Here is a 13,538-nt window from a genome sequence, read left to right as displayed (position 1 = left end):
CCCCCCCCCCCACCAAAGGGGGGGGGGCGCTCGACCTGTCCCCCGAGGATTATTTCGCGCTCGAACGTAATGCGACGCATGGCCGTACGACGTCGCTCGACGAATTGACCGACATCGGCGCCTTCCTGCTACCCGACGAGGGCGTCGGCGCGGGCGAGCAATGCGAGCAGGCCGATCTGATGGGGGCGCTGCGCCAGTGCATCAGCTGTCTGTCGGACCGCGAGCAGATGGTTTTGCAGCTCTACTTCTTCGAAGAGCTCAATCTGCATGAAATCGGCCTGACCCTCGACGTGAGCGCGGCGCGGATTTGCCAGATCAAGCGCGAGGCGATGGCCAAGGTCGATCGGATGATGCGCCAGATGACCGACTAGTTGGGCAGATCGGAGGGGTGACCGGGTGCGGCGTGTGCGACCCGCTCGGCCATCGCACCCGGTCGGGGGGAGGTCAGGCCGCGAGCATGTGGTTGTTTTGCGAGGCCACGCCGATTTTTTCGAAATAGCTCGCCATTCGTTCGGTTCCGTTACCGGTCAGGCGAACGATCGTCCGCCGCCGGTCGCGTTCGTCGATCGAGCGCTGCGCCAGCCCAAGCCGCTCGAGCGTGCTGATCATCCGCAGCCCCGACGACAGCGGCACCCCGGCGCCGGTCGCCAGATCGCTGGCACTGAGCGCGCGATCGTGGCTTTCGGCGAGCATCAGGTCGAGCATCATGTCCCAGATCGGTCCCGCCAGTTCAGCGCTACCAAAATGGTTGCGACGGATCCGGCGGATCTGGATGCTGAGTGACAGCTGGTTCAGCAACACCGCCTGGGGCGAGCCTTCGTTGCCTTTGTTGCCGCTACGATCTGTGGGGGGCGCCGGCAATTCGCCGCCGCGGCCCGCCAGCAGTTCGTGGATCTCGTCGATCCGCGACTTTAGTTCTGCAACTTCTTGGTTCGAAAATTGCTGCATGCGCGGTAACCCCTTGGGGGGCCACAAACATCAGGCTGCGACGTCACGCTTCCGGCTGGACGAACCCGCTGCATAAATGATCAGCAACAGGATCGGATACGATATATAAACTGACAGGAGCGAATAGGGTCGCGCCAATATCTCTGCGAACATGAACTTCTGGATATGGCCGAAAATGGCGATCAATTGCCAGCCGGTGATCCAGTAGGGCCAGAAACTCTGCGTCTTCAGGGTAATGAACCAGAAGCTGAGCAGCACCAGCACGTCAATTACAAAGATATTAAATTCAATATCGGTCCAGGTCGGAAACGGAGACACAGCGCTGGTGAGAACCGAGGCGATCAGGGCGGTGTAGGCCGCCCACCGCTCAAACGGACCGCCGCGCCGGATGGCAACGGCGACCGTAATGAGCAGTACTGTATAGTAAATCGCCACGGACCACATTGTGGCTTTTAACCCTTCCTGATGTTCAAACGGCCCGCGCGAAAGGCGCTGCGGCGACTTCGGTTGCGGCCTGGTCGTTGCTGCCTTCGTCGAGAAGCTTGGCGGCAGGTTTGACACCGGCGCCGAACATGCGCGTTCCCAGTCCCACTTCCTTTTGCGTTACCGTCAGCGCGAGATGCGCGTCGGTCAACAACTGGCGGACTTCGCCGGCGGCGGCGAGCGCATTCGCAACCTTCGACATCGCGGTCTGGCCGACGATCGCCGACATATTGGTGTCGCGGCGCGCGGTGGGCAGGGTGGCCGCCAGCTGGGCAATGCGGATCATCGCTTCGTCGATGGCATCTTCGGCCTGGTGCAGGTCGGCCGCAATTTTTTTCGCCGCCGAAACTCGTTCATTCAGCATGTTCTTTTTCCTTGAAAAAGAATGCTACCGGTTTCCCCCCCGCAGCATTCGGTACGGACGTTCAGGACATCAGCTGACCAAGTCCGACAAGGATCGAATAGAGAGCGGAAAACGCCAAGATGGTCGCAAAGGCGATCAAAATTGGCCAGATAATCCTTTCCATCAACCCATGCCGATTGGTCGGCTGGGACGCGGTCGGGAACGGCAAACCGATATCGAATAGTCGCCGAAACGAACTGCGCCCCGGCTCGGCATCGGAGGGTGGGGAGGTGTCGCCTAGGTCGATCAATTGATATGTCAAAGGCTGATAAGGGGTAACATGATCGAAGACACCGTTAACTGCCAGGATACGGGCCGCCTCTATCCGATTGGAAGCATTAAGCTTTTTTAATGATCTCCGCACTCGCTCGTCCACCGTATGCGGCGAAACATTCATCAGACGGGCGATTTGCTTGGAATTTTTGTGCTCATAAACGTGTCGCAACGTTTCAATCTGCGCGACAGACAGCAAGCTGATGTAATTGTCAGGGTCGCCGTGCACGGGATTTGAATAGAGCATCACGAGTCGAAATCAAGTTTGGTAGCGGGGACACGCGGCCTCGCTCTGCGCGACCGAAACGAAATTCACCCCCCAAAATGCTCGCTTCGCTGCGATTGGCGCCCTTCGCATTAACCCTGTTATGAGGCAATTTATTTTTTTGGGGCGCGATAAAAACGCAGCGTCACCCCATCCGCGGATCAGTTACGCCGCTCGATCAGTCCTCGCGCGATCACCTGCGCCTGAATTTCCGCCGCGCCTTCGAAAATGTTGAGGATGCGCGCGTCGCACAGCACCCGGCTAATCTCATATTCCAGCGCATAACCGTTGCCGCCGTGGATTTGCAGGCTGGCGTCGGCGTTCGACCAAGCGGCGCGCGCAGCGAGCAGCTTTGCCATCCCCGCCTCGATATCACAGCGCCTGCCGCTGTCCTTGGCGCGCGCCGCCGCATAGCTCAGCTCGCGCGCCGTAACGAAATCGGCCAGACTCATCGCCAGCTTGTCGGTGACGCGCGGAAAATGGACGATCGCCTTGCCGAATTGTTTGCGCGCCAACGCATAGCCCAGCCCCAGTTCGAGGGCCCGCCGTGCCACCCCCACCGCGCGCGCCGCGGTCTGGATGCGCGCGCCCTCAAAGGTCCGCATCAGCTGTTTGAACCCCTGCCCCTCTTCGCCGCCGAGCAAAGCGTCGGCAGGCGCCGCCATCGCGTCGAATTGCAACGCATATTCGCGCATCCCGCGATAGCCGAGCACCTCAATCTCGCTGCCATTCATCCCCGCAGCCGGAAAGACGTCGCTCTCGGTCCCGCGCGGCTTCGGGACGAGCAGCATCGACAGCCCGGCATAGCCCTTCGCGTCCGGCAAGGTGCGCGCCAGCAGCGTCATCAGGTCCGACCGCGCGGCATGGGTAATCCACGTCTTCGCCCCGTCGATAACCCACGTCCCACTCGCATCCTGTCGCGCGCGCGTCTGGAGCGAGCCCAGGTCCGATCCCACGTCGGGCTCGGTGAACACCGCGGTTGGAAGTATTTCGCCGCTCGCAATCCGCGGCAACCATTGGGCTTTCTGCACGTCGGTGCCGCCCATCGCGATCAGCTCGCCCGCGATCTCCGACCGCGTGCCGAGCGATCCCGCGCCGATCCAGCCGCGCGACAATTCCTCGGTGACAATGCACATCACCAGCTTCGACAGGCCCAGCCCGCCAAAATCCTCAGGAATGCAGACGCCGAAGGTGCCAAGTTCGGCCATCGCCCGCACCGTGGCGTCGGGAATCAGCGCGTTGGCAAGGTGCCAGCCATGCGCGTGCGGTACGATCTCGGCATCGGTGAAGCGGCGAAACTGGTCGCGGATCGCGTCGAGATCGGCATCGTGCAGCGTTTCGCTAGGCCAGTGGCCGTCGGCGAGCGCCGCCGCGATTTCGGCCCGCAGCGCGGCATGGTCGGCGTCGAGCAGATCGCTGCAGCTGTTGGCGAGCGTCCGCGCCGCCGCACCGACCCGGAGATCGGCGGGGCGGAATATCTCGTTCTGCCCCATCGCCAAACCGCCCACGAGCTGGCCGATCCCTTCGGCAAAGGCGAGCGTCGCAATCTTCGCATCAAGCGGGTTCGCGCCTTGGCCGGACTCGCACCACGCCTGCACCGCATCGAGCGCCGCCACCGTCGTCGCGACCCACGCAAAACCGTGCGCGGCGCGCTGCTCATGATCGATCGGCCGCTCAGCCAACCGTGCGGCGAGCGCTTCCACCGCGGCGGCGCGATAGGTGTTCGCCGCTTGTAGCGCTTGCCGCAAATCCATCAGGCGGCGCGCTCGAAAATCGCGGCGATGCCCTGCCCGCCGCCAATGCACATCGTCTCCAGCCCGTAGCGCCCGTCGCGGCGCACCAGCTCGCGCGTCAGGTTCGCCAGGATGCGCCCACCGGTCGCGCCGATCGGGTGGCCGAGCGAAATTCCCGAGCCGTTGACGTTGAGCATGGCGAGGCGGCCGTCGTCCTCTGCCCAGCCCCAGCCCTTCAGGCAGGCGAGCACCTGCGGCGCGAACGCTTCGTTCAGTTCGACCAAATCGATGTCGTCCCAGCCGAGCCCGGTGCGCGCGAACAGCCGTTCGACTGCGGGTACCGGCCCGATCCCCATGCGGCTGGGCTCGCAGCCCGCCGCCGCCCAGCTGTGGAACCAGGCGATCGGTTCGAGCCCGAGTTCGTCGAGCTTGTCCTCGGCGACGACCAGGCACGCGGCGGCGGCATCATTCTGCTGGCTGGCATTGCCCGCGGTCACCACCGCGCCCGGGATACTCTTCGCCTCAATCGCGCGCAGCGCTCCGAGCGATTCGAGCGTCGCATCGGCGCGATAGCCTTCGTCATGGGCAAAGATCACCGAATCGCCCTTGCGCTGCGGCACCGCGACCGGGACCAGTTCGTCATCAAACAGCCCCTTGGCCCACGCCGCCGCGGCGCGCTGATGGCTGCCCACCGCATAGGCGTCAGCGGCTTCGCGCGTGATGCCAAAGTCCTTCGCGAGATTTTCGGCGGTCTCGATCATCCCGCTGATCACCCCGAAGCGTTCGATCGGCTGCGACATCAACCGCCCGCGCGTCAGCCGGTCGTGCAGCACCAGATTGCCGGCGCGCACGCCCTTGCGGACATCGATGCTGTAATGCTCGACGTTCGACATCGATTCGACCCCGCCCGCGACGACGACGTCGGACATGCCGGTCTGGACCATCATCGCGGCGTTGGCGATTGCCTGCAACCCCGAACCGCAGCGGCGGTCGAGCTGGTAGCCCGGCACTTCGAGCGGCAGCCCCGCGGCCAGCCACGACCAGTGACCGATGCTCGGCGCCTCGCCATTGCCATAGCCCTGCGAAAACACGACATCATCGACGCGCACCGGATCGATCGCGGTGCGCTCGATCAGCGCTTTGAGCACCACCGCGCCGAGCTGCCCGGCATCCAGGCTGGCGAGGGCGCCGCCGAATTTGCCGACGGCGGTACGGATCGGGGCAACGATGGCGGCGCGGCGCAGGGTCATGTCATTCTCCAGGTTCAGGCAATGCCGACGATACCGGCATCGATCAGCCGGGCAATCTCGCCCGACGGCAGCGAAAGGCGGTCCGCCAAAATTTCTTCGCTATGCTGACCATTGCGCGGCGCGGGGCGTGGCGGCTGGCGCGCGTCCTGTGGCAAGGTCGCGAAGGCGCCTACGGCGGGATAGGCAAAGCCGCTGGGGTTGTCGGCCGTCCCGAAGATGGGGTTTTCGGCGACCAGCGCCGGATCCTGAACGGCGTCGAGCATCGTGCGATAGGGCGAATGGACTGTCCCGCCCGCATCGAACGCCGCGGCAAGATCGGCATGCGCACGCGCCCCGATCGCGCGCTCGAACAGCGGATACAACGCATCGCGATGGATGAAGCGCAGACCGTCGTCGATCGCAAAGGATACCCCGCGTGCCGCCTCGACAGCCGCGATGGCATCGCCCAAGCCGAGGGCCGCGACCAGATTGGTCCATTGCCGCGGTGTCACGACAACGATCATCGTCCGCTGGCCGTCGGCGGTCACAAAATCGCGCCCGAACAGGCCATAGACGGCGTTGCCGAGCCGCGGCCGGTTCGCACCGTTGTAAAGCACCTCGGCCACCCCGCCGAGATTGGCGACGGTGCCGATCGCGACATCGGACAGCGGCACCCGCACCTCGCTGCCCGCTCCGGTCGCGGTGCGCCGCTGGATCGCGGCGAGCAGCGCAAAGCCGGCATAGGCGCCGCTGAGCAAATCCCACGCGGGCAGCACATGGTTCACCGGCTCGGGTCCGGGGCCGGTGAGCATCGGATAACCGACGCTGTTGTTGACAGTATAGTCGAGCGCGGGCGAGCCGTCGGCCCAGCCCATGATGCGGACGGTGATCAGGTCGGGGCGTTCCGCGGCGAGCAGCTCATGCGACAAGAAGCCGTCGACCGGGAAGTTGGTGATGAATTGGCCCGTCGCGCGCACCAGCGCCTGCAACAAATCGCGGCCCTCGGGCCGACTCAAATCAAGCGCGACCGACTTTTTGGCGCGGTTGAGATTTTCCCAGTAGAGCGAGTCATTGCCCGCGGTCACCGGCCAGCGGCGATAGTCAGGACCGCCGCCGATCTGGTCGACGCGGATCACTTCGGCCCCCATTTGCGCGCAATAGAGCCCAGCGGTGGGCGAGGCGACGAAGGACGAGGCTTCGATCACCGACAGGCCGGTCAGCAGGTCGTACATGTGGTGCTGCTTCCCTCCCATATTTGGCCGAAACCGCCATGCAGGGGCATCTGGCGCACCCGGCGGCGCGAGTCAAACTGGCCGCCATACCCAAGCCACCTATCGAACCCTAGATAATCGGCAACTCGTTCGTCGACTTGATCTCCGACAACGCCACCGTGGAATTGATTTCCTGTACCCCGGGCAGCTTGCTCAATTTGTCGAAGAAAAACGCCTCATAGGCGTCGATGTCCTTCGCCACGATGCGCAGCATGAAATCCATATTGCCCATCAGCACATAAGCGCCGAGCACTTCGGGAAAGGCCGCGATCGCGTCGCTGAACTCGTCGAGATTGGCGCGGCCGTGGGCGTTGAGCTTGACCTGCGCAAAAATATGCGCGTGCAGCCCGACCTTGCGCCGGTCGATTACCGCCACCCGCCCCTTGATATAGCCATCGCGTTCGAGCCGGTCGATGCGCCGCCAGCATGGCGACGGCGACAGCCCGACGCGCTCGGCGAGCTCGGCGGTGGTCAGGCTGGCGTCGCGCTGCAGCTCGCGAATGATATTTTTCTCGAACGGATCAAGATCGGTCATTTTCACCCCATAATTCTGAAAGCCGAGATACTTTGACCGAAATAGCGGCGAATACTCTAAAAATCGAGCAAGTTTAACCGCCGCCGGTCTGCGATAAGCATAGCGTGAAGGAGGCCATCATGGTTGTGCAATTTTCAGGTCGTTTGCCCGCCCTCGAAACCGTCCGTCTGGAGGACAAGAGCGCCGGGCTCGACGGCATCATTGTCGTCCATTCGACGACATTGGGGCCGGGCGCGGGTGGCTGCCGCCTGTGGCATTATCCCGACCTCGACCAGGCGTTCACCGACGCCTTCCGGCTCGCCGAAGGAATGAGCTACAAAAACGCCATGGCGGGACTGCCCTTTGGCGGCGCCAAGGCGGTGCTGCGTCGTCCCGACGGACCGTTCGACCGCGCCGCGCTGTTCCAAGCCTTTGGCCGCGCCGTCGCGGCGCTGGGCGGCCGCTATGTCACCGCCGAGGACGTCGGAACGACCGTCGCCGACATGCAAGAGGTGGCGCGCGAAACCCGCCATGTCGCCGGGCTGGCCGCGGTCGGCGCGGCAGCAGGCGGCGATCCGTCGCCATGGACCGCGCAAGGCGTGTTCGGCGCGATCGAGGCCAGCGCAGCCTTCGCGCTCGGCTCGGATCTCAAGGGGCTCACCGTCGCGGTGCAGGGGACCGGCAATGTCGGCGGCGAGCTGTGCCGCCGCCTTGCTGATGCAGGCGCACGATTGGTCATCGCCGATGTCGCACCCGGCCGTCGCGACCGGCTCGCCACGATCCTCGGCGCACGCGTCGTCAGCGCCGATACGATCGCATCGGTCGAGGCCGACGTCTTCGTCCCCTGCGCGCTCGGCGGCGTGCTCGATGAACCAACCGTCGCGGCGATGAAGGCGAAGCTCGTCTGCGGCGGCGCCAACAACCAGCTCGCGACGCCTGAAATCGCGGGCATGCTCCGCGAGCGCGGGATCACCTATGTCCCCGACTATGTCGCCAACGCGGGGGGCATCATCAGCGTGTCGGCCGAATATCTGGGCGAGAGCGCCGCGAGCGTCGCGCAGCGCGTCGCCCAGATCGGCCCGCGCGTCACCGCGATTCTGGAAGAAGCGGCCCGCCGCGACATCTCCCCCGCCACCGCCGCCGACGAAACTGCCGAGCGCCTGATCGCATCGGCAGGGCGCCTCGCGGCGTGAGCCACTGTTTCCGGATCGTGGCGGCTCCGGACCCGCAGACGCTACCGCGCATCGCCGGAATCTTTGCGCAACGATCGCTGATCCCTTCGATGATGTCGGCGCAGCTACGCGGCGGCCTTATTCATATCGAAACCGCGCTGGACAATCTCGATGCGCAAACAGCTGTGATCATTGCCGCAAAACTGCGCGAAAGCGTGCTGGTCGCCAGCGCCGTTTGCGAGCCGGCGGACAATGCAACACGCATGCGCCGCGGGGCGGCGGCCGCGTGAATGCCGCACGGCGCGCGATACGAATATCGATGGAAGAGGTATGGCGCACCCGCAGGGTATTGAACGCTTGACCTCTGCCTTCGAACCAGGTGTCCGCCGTCGCAACTGCGAAACTGGCCGCTTGCTGGCGAGCAGCTTTGAGAAAAGATGTTTCCACAGCGGACTATGTCACGTCAATTGCCCCGCCCATTACACCAGCCATGGCGTGATATTTCACTCCGCATGATGTCGCCGCTGCCGCGGCACAACGAAGCCTCTCCCGAGCTCTCGCACTCACGCACCCCTGAGCCGGGCGGTAAACTGCTCGCGCCACCAGTTGACATCCTCGTTGCAAATATTGGCGAACATTGGCTTCCAGCGGGCCAATCGTTCTTCTCTGGACATGGCAAGAGCTCGTTCGATGGCATCGGCAATGTCATCGGGGCTATAGGGATTTACCAGCAGTGCCTGGTCGAGCTGGGTCGCGGCGCCGGCGAAGCGCGACAAGATCAGCACCCCCGGGTCTTCCGGGTCTTGGGCAGCGACATATTCCTTGGCGACCAGGTTCATACCGTCGCGCAGCGGCGTCACCAGGCCGATGCGGGCCGCCCGGTAAGCGCCCGCCAGCACGTCGCGCGGATAGCCGTGGTTGACGTAGCGCAGCGGCACCCAATCGATGTCGGCGAAGGCGCCGTTGATACGGCCCGACAGCGCATCCAGCTGCGCGCGGATGTCCTGATAGCTTTGGACAGACGCGCGCGAGGGTGGCGCAATCTGGAGCAAATAAACCGCAGCGCGCGCTTCGGGCCTTGTTTCTAGATAACGCTGATAGCCGTTAAAGCGTTCTTCGAGGCCTTTGGAATAATCGAGCCGATCGACGCCGATGATCAGGCTGCGCCCAATCGAGCTTTCGATCATCCGGCGATGCGTCGCGACAGCCTGCGGGCTGCTCGCACCGGCGATAAAGTCGCGGGCGTCGATGCCGATGGGACAGGCGATGGCGCAGATGGTGCGGCCGCCAACCGTGATCGAACCATCATCGTGGATCGACCCGCCCATTTGGGTAACGACATAGTCGTGGAAGGTTTCGAGCCATTCCTGCGTTTGAAAGCCAATGACATCGTAAGCGAACAGGGCTTCGACCAACCGCCGATGGTCGGGCAAGGCGGTGAGCAGCCGCGTCGGCGGCCAGGGGATATGCAGAAAGAAGCCCAGGCGATTCGTCAGGCCGCGCTGGCGCAGCACCCAACCGAGCGGGATCATGTGATAATCATGCACCCAGATCAGGTCGTCCGGCAGGATATGCGGGCCGATGAACTCGCCGAACAGGCGGTTGACGCGCTCGTAGCCGCCCTGAAAATCGCGCTCGAATTCGGTCAGGCCGAGACGGTAGTGGAACAGCGGCCACAAGGTCCGATTGGCATAGCCGTCATAATATTCCTCAACGTCCTGCTCGGGCAGATCGATCGTCGCGGACGTGACCCCGTCATAAGTTTCGAACTTCGGTGCAACCGTCTCTCCGGTTTCGCCCGACCAGCCGAACCAGATTCCGTCGGCCTCACGCAGCGCCGCAGTGAGCGCGACCGCAAGCCCACCCTGCGCCCCAGGCTGGTCCGCCGTTGGAGCTGACACACGGTTCGATATGACAATTAACCGGCTCATCGGATCGCACTCCATGGCTTGCTGAGCAGCACGGCGCAGTTGATGAGCCCAACCAGCGAATAGGTTTGGGGGTAATTGCCCCACAGCTCGCCCGTAACCGGATCGATGTCTTCGGACAGAAGCCCTGCTGGCGTCCGGCGCGAGAGCATCTCATCGAATAGCAGGCGCGCATCGGCGTCACGGCCGGTGAAATGCAAAGCCTCGATCAGCCAGAAGGTACAGACATTGAATGCGGTGTGCGGCAGTCCGAAATCATCCTCGATCGCATAGCGCAGCATGTGCGACCCGCGCCGCAGGCCGTTCTCGACCGCCGCCAGCGTCCCCAGAAAGCGTGGGTCGTCGGGGGCAAGAAATCTGAGATCGAGCAGTTGCAGGAGGCTCGCGTCAAGATCGTCGCCTGCAAAGGTCGCGGACAAGCGATCGCTATCTGCCCGCCAGGCCGCCTGTTCGATCCGCAGCCGCATCTTGGCCGCCCGGTCGCTCCAGAAGGCGTGCCGATCCGCGAGCCCCAGCACATCGGCGGCGTTCGCCAGCCGGTCGCAGGCGGCCCAGCACATGGCGGCCGAATAGGTGTGAACATGGCTTTTGGTGCGCAGCTCCCAAAGCCCCGCGTCGGGCTTGTCGAAATCTTCCCAGGCACGCTCGCCGACCGGTTCCAGCGCCGCGAAATCCTCGACGCCCGCGACGCGCAGCAAGCGATGGTCAAAGAAGGCCTGGGCGTTGGAGAGGATGATCTGACCATAGGCATCGTGCTGGATCTGCTCATAGGCCTGATTGCCGACACGAACCGGACCCATGCCGCGATAGCCGCTGAGCGCCGTTGCTTCGCGCTCGACCAGCGTCGCTTCGCCGCCCACGCCGTATAGCGGCTGGATGTGGCCACTGGCCGCGTTGTCGACGATATTGCGCAGATATTCGAGATAGCCCTCGAGCACGTCGAGCGCGCCCAGCCGGTTGAGCGCCTGCACGGTATAATAGGCATCGCGCACCCAGCAGTAGCGGTAATCCCAATTGCGCCCCGACCCCGCATGTTCGGGGATCGAGGTGGTCAGTGCCGCCACAATTGCACCGGTTTCTTCATGCTGACACAGCTTGAGCGTGATCGCCGAGCGAATGACGGCCTCTTGCCACTCATAGGGCGTCGCGAGGCCGCGAACCCAGTTCCGCCACTCGTCGACAGTCTGGTCGAGCATCGATTCCAAACTGCTGCCGATTTCGCCGACGAAGCTTTCATCGGGGCCGAGGAAAAAATAGAGTGGCCGCTCAACGCGAAACAGGCGCTCGTCTTCGAGCCAACCGATCGCCGCGGTGGTCGAAAGTCGTAACACGCTGCTCTCCACCTGATAGCGGATATGGTTCGAGCCGCGCGTTGTCGGCGCGCGCGACGCGCCCCATTGCCGCGCCGGACGCAGTCGCACCCGGATACGCGGACTGCCCGACAACGGGCGAACGATGCGAGCGAACGCGACGGGGCGGTACATTCTGCCGCTGCGCTTGAAGCGCGGACAAAAATCGATGACCTCGATCGAATTGCCGCGCTCGTCGACGTGCCGGGTGACAAGCACGGGCGTATTGCGAAGATAGGATTGATGCGTTTCGACGACACCGTCGAGATCGATTTCCCAAAAGCCGAAAGCCTGTTCGCCAGCGGGCGGCGCGTCGTCGAGCAATGAGCAGAAGGCGGGGTCGCCATCGACCCGCGGCGTACAGCCCCAGACGAAGCGGCCTGCCCGATCGACGAGCGCCGAGACCTGGCAATTTCCGATCGGCCAGAGGTCGAGCGTTGCGGTCATGTCGCTTCGCCCAGCCAATGGCGCACGGCGGCCACATCGCCTAGCCGATAGCGGGCCGCGGTTGGCCGTTCGGCCCCGACCAGAATGCCGAAGCCGCCCAGATGTTCGGCAGCGGCAAAGCCCGCTTCGTCGGTAATATCGTCCCCGACAAAGATCGGGCGCGTGCCAAAGAAGGGGGCATGCGCCATCAAATCGACAATCCCTGTTCCCTTGTCATGCCCGGAAGCGCGAAGTTCGATCATCATCTTGCCTTCCTGAATCATTAATCCACTCACCTCGGCAAGCCGGCCGGCCAATTCCCGAACCTTCGATTCGGCCGCAGGCGCGAGGCGATAGTGAAGCGCAACACCGTGCGATTTGGTTTCGACGATGATCCCTTCCGTCTTTCCAAACGCCGAAATCATTGCTTGCTCAACCACGCTCAGAGCGGCGGGACGAACGGGCGCAGCCCGCAGCCCACCAACCTGTACTTCCGCGCCGTGGCTCCCGACAAAACCGAACTCGATCAGGGATTGACCAAAGAAGCCCGTTAGCTGCGCGATCGAGCGCCCACTTACCAAAGCTATGCGCCCTTCGAAGGTTCCGGCCAACCGGTCGAGAAGGGCTTTGAGGGGCAGGTCCGCAACGACCGCGTCTGGACGGTCGACAAGGTCGACAAGTGTCCCGTCGAAATCGAGCAAAAGGCTGACGTCCAACGCGTTCAGGGGCGCGGGGGACGCCAACCGGCTGGCGCTGGCTGGTTTAGAGAACGACATTCACGAACCATAGTCGCGCCAACGTCATTTTTCCAAATTCACCGAAATGCGTGGCAACGTTGCAAAGGCTCCAGCTCTACATGGACTGTCCCTCACATGCGGATGTCGTACACAAACCACAAATGCACGGCGCGCGCGCTTGCCGATGCGATGCCGCTGCTCCGTCAGGCTACTTCGATGATGCTCGTGCAGGTTAGCGGCGAGAAAGACTTGTCGCGGTCGACCTCCGTCAGCGGTGCCTTGCGCAATCTGACACATCACAGCGTAAACGCCGAAATGACCGAGGTGGCGATCGAAAGCGGCGGCTCTTCGCGCGAGCATTCCGCTCCTCGCGCTCGGCAACCGAGTGGAGTTGTTCACCGTTGGAGACATAACCGTCGGAGATGTGACCGCCGACGAAGCAACCGCCAATCTTGCGCGATACGGCTTGAAAGCCGAGACGCGCGTGATCGGCCGCGACGGCGCGAAGGTGGAATCGCTCATTGGGGCCGAGTGCGACAGATGGCGCGCCGACTATGTGGTGATGGGCGCCTTTCGCCGCGGCGCCTGGCGCGACACTTTTGGTGGTGTCACACGGAACCTGCTCCAGGCAAGCCCTGTACCGCTGGTTCTAAGTCATTAGTTCGGCGAACACCGATCCGGTCATTCCACCCTCTTCCAGACCGGTGTTCTCGGCGGCACACATTACGTAGTCTTCCCTACGGCGCGCGGCTCGTCCTTCTCCTATTTTCGATGCTTGCGCGGGTACCCCGTGACGGGACGTGTATC

Annotated in this window: 15 protein-coding genes; 4 read left to right on the top strand and 11 right to left on the bottom strand. The window is 63.5% G+C overall.

The window, feature by feature from the left end; translation table 11 throughout:
- A partial coding sequence (locus K0M74_RS19080) for a sigma-70 family RNA polymerase sigma factor (protein ID WP_293976026.1) occupies nt 1-371 on the top strand: 371 nt, incomplete at its 5' end.
- Nucleotides 372-444: 73 nt separating this feature from the next.
- Here the strand turns inward: K0M74_RS19080 and K0M74_RS19075 are convergent.
- The 8 genes from K0M74_RS19075 to K0M74_RS19040 form a co-directional block, all read right to left on the bottom strand.
- A complete protein-coding gene (locus K0M74_RS19075; protein WP_293976024.1) occupies nt 445-948 on the bottom strand; it encodes a helix-turn-helix domain-containing protein in 504 nt (167 codons plus the stop codon).
- A gap of 30 nt (nt 949-978) precedes the next feature.
- Nucleotides 979-1,392: a hypothetical protein gene (locus K0M74_RS19070; RefSeq protein WP_293976022.1), complete on the bottom strand. Its 414-nt coding sequence runs from the start codon at nt 1,390-1,392 to the stop codon at nt 979-981.
- A gap of 25 nt (nt 1,393-1,417) precedes the next feature.
- Nucleotides 1,418-1,795 (bottom strand): hypothetical protein, encoded by a 378-nt coding sequence (locus K0M74_RS19065; RefSeq protein WP_293976020.1) that lies wholly within the window; start codon nt 1,793-1,795, stop codon nt 1,418-1,420.
- Between the two features lie 61 nt (nt 1,796-1,856).
- Nucleotides 1,857-2,354 carry a helix-turn-helix transcriptional regulator gene (locus K0M74_RS19060; protein ID WP_293976018.1) on the bottom strand — a complete coding sequence of 166 codons (498 nt, stop codon included), beginning with the start codon at nt 2,352-2,354 and terminating at the stop codon, nt 1,857-1,859.
- A 179-nt stretch (nt 2,355-2,533) separates the two neighbouring features.
- Nucleotides 2,534-4,126: an acyl-CoA dehydrogenase family protein gene (locus K0M74_RS19055; RefSeq protein WP_293976016.1), complete on the bottom strand. Its 1,593-nt coding sequence runs from the start codon at nt 4,124-4,126 to the stop codon at nt 2,534-2,536.
- Complete coding sequence (locus tag K0M74_RS19050; RefSeq protein ID WP_293976014.1) at nt 4,126-5,355, bottom strand: acetyl-CoA C-acetyltransferase; 1,230 nt, start codon at nt 5,353-5,355, stop codon at nt 4,126-4,128. Before K0M74_RS19050 ends, K0M74_RS19055 begins: the two co-directional genes overlap by 1 nt.
- A 14-nt stretch (nt 5,356-5,369) precedes the next feature.
- On the bottom strand, nt 5,370-6,566 hold the full coding sequence (locus K0M74_RS19045; RefSeq protein WP_293976012.1) for a CoA transferase: 1,197 nt from the start codon (nt 6,564-6,566) through the stop codon (nt 5,370-5,372).
- 109 nt (nt 6,567-6,675) lie between these two features.
- Nucleotides 6,676-7,140, bottom strand: a complete 465-nt coding sequence (locus tag K0M74_RS19040) for an Lrp/AsnC family transcriptional regulator (RefSeq protein WP_293701135.1) — start codon at nt 7,138-7,140, stop codon at nt 6,676-6,678.
- A 119-nt stretch (nt 7,141-7,259) separates the two neighbouring features.
- Between K0M74_RS19040 and K0M74_RS19035 the strand changes: the two genes are divergently transcribed.
- Nucleotides 7,260-8,312, top strand: coding sequence for a Glu/Leu/Phe/Val dehydrogenase dimerization domain-containing protein (locus K0M74_RS19035; RefSeq protein WP_293976010.1), 1,053 nt, complete (start codon nt 7,260-7,262; stop codon nt 8,310-8,312).
- 89 nt (nt 8,313-8,401) lie between these two features.
- Entirely contained in the window at nt 8,402-8,581 is a 180-nt protein-coding gene (locus K0M74_RS19030; RefSeq protein WP_293976008.1) for a hypothetical protein, read from the top strand.
- Between the two features lie 273 nt (nt 8,582-8,854).
- On the opposite strand, the gene K0M74_RS19025 is transcribed toward K0M74_RS19030, so the two are convergent.
- Genes K0M74_RS19025 through otsB form a run of 3 tightly spaced genes read right to left on the bottom strand, consistent with a single transcriptional unit; the run spans nt 8,855 to nt 12,770 of the window.
- Nucleotides 8,855-10,222 carry a trehalose-6-phosphate synthase gene (locus tag K0M74_RS19025; protein ID WP_293976006.1) on the bottom strand — a complete coding sequence of 456 codons (1,368 nt, stop codon included), beginning with the start codon at nt 10,220-10,222 and terminating at the stop codon, nt 8,855-8,857.
- Nucleotides 10,219-12,015 carry a glycoside hydrolase family 15 protein gene (locus K0M74_RS19020; RefSeq protein WP_293976004.1) on the bottom strand — a complete coding sequence of 599 codons (1,797 nt, stop codon included), beginning with the start codon at nt 12,013-12,015 and terminating at the stop codon, nt 10,219-10,221. Before K0M74_RS19020 ends, K0M74_RS19025 begins: the two co-directional genes overlap by 4 nt.
- Nucleotides 12,012-12,770: a trehalose-phosphatase gene (otsB, locus tag K0M74_RS19015; protein WP_293976002.1), complete on the bottom strand. Its 759-nt coding sequence runs from the start codon at nt 12,768-12,770 to the stop codon at nt 12,012-12,014. Before otsB ends, K0M74_RS19020 begins: the two co-directional genes overlap by 4 nt.
- Before the next feature lie 346 nt (nt 12,771-13,116).
- Between otsB and K0M74_RS19010 the strand changes: the two genes are divergently transcribed.
- Nucleotides 13,117-13,392 (top strand): universal stress protein, encoded by a 276-nt coding sequence (locus K0M74_RS19010; protein ID WP_293976000.1) that lies wholly within the window; start codon nt 13,117-13,119, stop codon nt 13,390-13,392.
- Nucleotides 13,393-13,538: the final 146 nt, after the last annotated feature.

Origin of the sequence: Sphingopyxis sp. (genome assembly GCF_019459305.1) — a bacterium.
GTDB lineage: Bacteria > Pseudomonadota > Alphaproteobacteria > Sphingomonadales > Sphingomonadaceae > Sphingopyxis.
This window is presented reverse-complemented; position numbering and strand designations above follow the sequence as displayed.

Coding starts and splice junctions, on each gene's coding strand:
- K0M74_RS19075 (WP_293976024.1), bottom strand. CDS start 948: ATGCAGCAATTTTCGAACCAAGAAGTTGCAGAACTAAAGTCGCGGATC.
- K0M74_RS19070 (WP_293976022.1), bottom strand. CDS start 1,392: ATGTGGTCCGTGGCGATTTACTATACAGTACTGCTCATTACGGTCGCC.
- K0M74_RS19065 (WP_293976020.1), bottom strand. CDS start 1,795: ATGCTGAATGAACGAGTTTCGGCGGCGAAAAAAATTGCGGCCGACCTG.
- K0M74_RS19060 (WP_293976018.1), bottom strand. CDS start 2,354: ATGCTCTATTCAAATCCCGTGCACGGCGACCCTGACAATTACATCAGC.
- K0M74_RS19055 (WP_293976016.1), bottom strand. CDS start 4,126: ATGGATTTGCGGCAAGCGCTACAAGCGGCGAACACCTATCGCGCCGCC.
- K0M74_RS19050 (WP_293976014.1), bottom strand. CDS start 5,355: ATGACCCTGCGCCGCGCCGCCATCGTTGCCCCGATCCGTACCGCCGTC.
- K0M74_RS19045 (WP_293976012.1), bottom strand. CDS start 6,566: ATGTACGACCTGCTGACCGGCCTGTCGGTGATCGAAGCCTCGTCCTTC.
- K0M74_RS19040 (WP_293701135.1), bottom strand. CDS start 7,140: ATGACCGATCTTGATCCGTTCGAGAAAAATATCATTCGCGAGCTGCAG.
- K0M74_RS19035 (WP_293976010.1), top strand. CDS start 7,260: ATGGTTGTGCAATTTTCAGGTCGTTTGCCCGCCCTCGAAACCGTCCGT.
- K0M74_RS19030 (WP_293976008.1), top strand. CDS start 8,402: ATGATGTCGGCGCAGCTACGCGGCGGCCTTATTCATATCGAAACCGCG.
- K0M74_RS19025 (WP_293976006.1), bottom strand. CDS start 10,222: ATGAGCCGGTTAATTGTCATATCGAACCGTGTGTCAGCTCCAACGGCG.
- K0M74_RS19020 (WP_293976004.1), bottom strand. CDS start 12,015: ATGACCGCAACGCTCGACCTCTGGCCGATCGGAAATTGCCAGGTCTCG.
- otsB (WP_293976002.1), bottom strand. CDS start 12,770: ATGTCGTTCTCTAAACCAGCCAGCGCCAGCCGGTTGGCGTCCCCCGCG.